Below are 1,130 nucleotides of genomic sequence, written 5' to 3' on the forward strand. Positions count from 1 at the left end.
CCCCGCGCCCACCCCGGAGCCGGGCCGACCGCCCGCAGCCCAGGCCGCAGACACCCGCACCGAACCGCGGCCGGCCCAGGCCCCGGCAGGGGGCGTAGGGACCGACCCGGGCGCACCGCCGTGCGCCCTGCGTGCCTTCGTACCCCACGGCGTGCGCCCGCGTCATGCGGACGCCAGGGGGCAGCAGCGACTGGGGGTCCATTGTCATGCAACAGACACCAGATCGAGCCGCCACCGGCACGGCCTCCCCGGGCAACCACCCCTTGCCCGCCCCGCACGCGCCCCACCGGGGGGCGCGGCGGATACCAGAAGGGACGATGCGTTGATCCGTCTACTGCTCGCCGAAGAAGTGCCCCTGTTCAGGGCCGCCCTCACCCGGCTCCTCAACGCCGAACCCGACATCCAGGTCGTCGGCGAACTCGGCTGTCTGGACACCCTGGTCCCCACCGCGCTGCGCACCGATCCCGACCTCGCCGTGATCGCCGCCGGCCGGCTCGGCGCACCCGCCCTCACCGCCGTCCAGGAACTACGGCTGCGACTGCCCTCCTGCCCCTCCCTGCTCACCCTCTCCCGGCGACACATCGGAGCGATCCGCAGAGCCCTGGAAACCGAAGCGGTCGGCCTGGTCTCCGAAGAAGCATCACCCGAACGGTTCCTGTCCGTCGTGCGCAGCGTCGCGCAGGGCCGCACCGTCGCCGACCCGGAACTGGCCGGGCCGCTGATGACCGCAGTGAAGTTACCGCTGACTCCACGTGAGCTGGACGTCCTGACGGCCGCCGCCGAAGGCGCCTCCAACGCCGAGATCTCCGACCAGCTGTGCCTGTCCACGGGAACGGTCCGCAACTACCTGTCCTGCATCACCCGCAAACTCGGCGCCCGCAACCGGCTGGAAGCCGTCCGCATCGCAGAAAAAGCCGGATGGCTCTAACCCAACAACACCCCCACCCCCACCCCACCCACCATCAAGACGGAGGCAGCGGCGGGGCGGGGGCGAGGCACGGTGAGGCGCGGTCAGGTCGCGGCAGCCCAATGAGTACTGCACAACCTGAATCCCTGCAGGTCAGTGGTGCTGGCATGGGAGATCGGTGACGTACTTGCCCTGGTCGGGGGCGGGAGGCTGGGGTGTAGAT

General features: G+C 71.1%; 1 protein-coding gene. It reads left to right on the top strand.

Features of this window, described 5'->3' with window-relative positions; all coding sequences use genetic code 11:
- The first annotated feature begins 322 nt into the window (after positions 1–322).
- Positions 323–928 (top strand): response regulator transcription factor, encoded by a 606-nt coding sequence (locus AOK09_RS36715; protein WP_055591488.1) that lies wholly within the window; start codon positions 323–325, stop codon positions 926–928.
- Positions 929–1,130: the final 202 nt, after the last annotated feature.

Source organism: Peterkaempfera griseoplana (assembly GCF_001418575.1).
GTDB lineage: Bacteria > Actinomycetota > Actinomycetes > Streptomycetales > Streptomycetaceae > Peterkaempfera > Peterkaempfera griseoplana.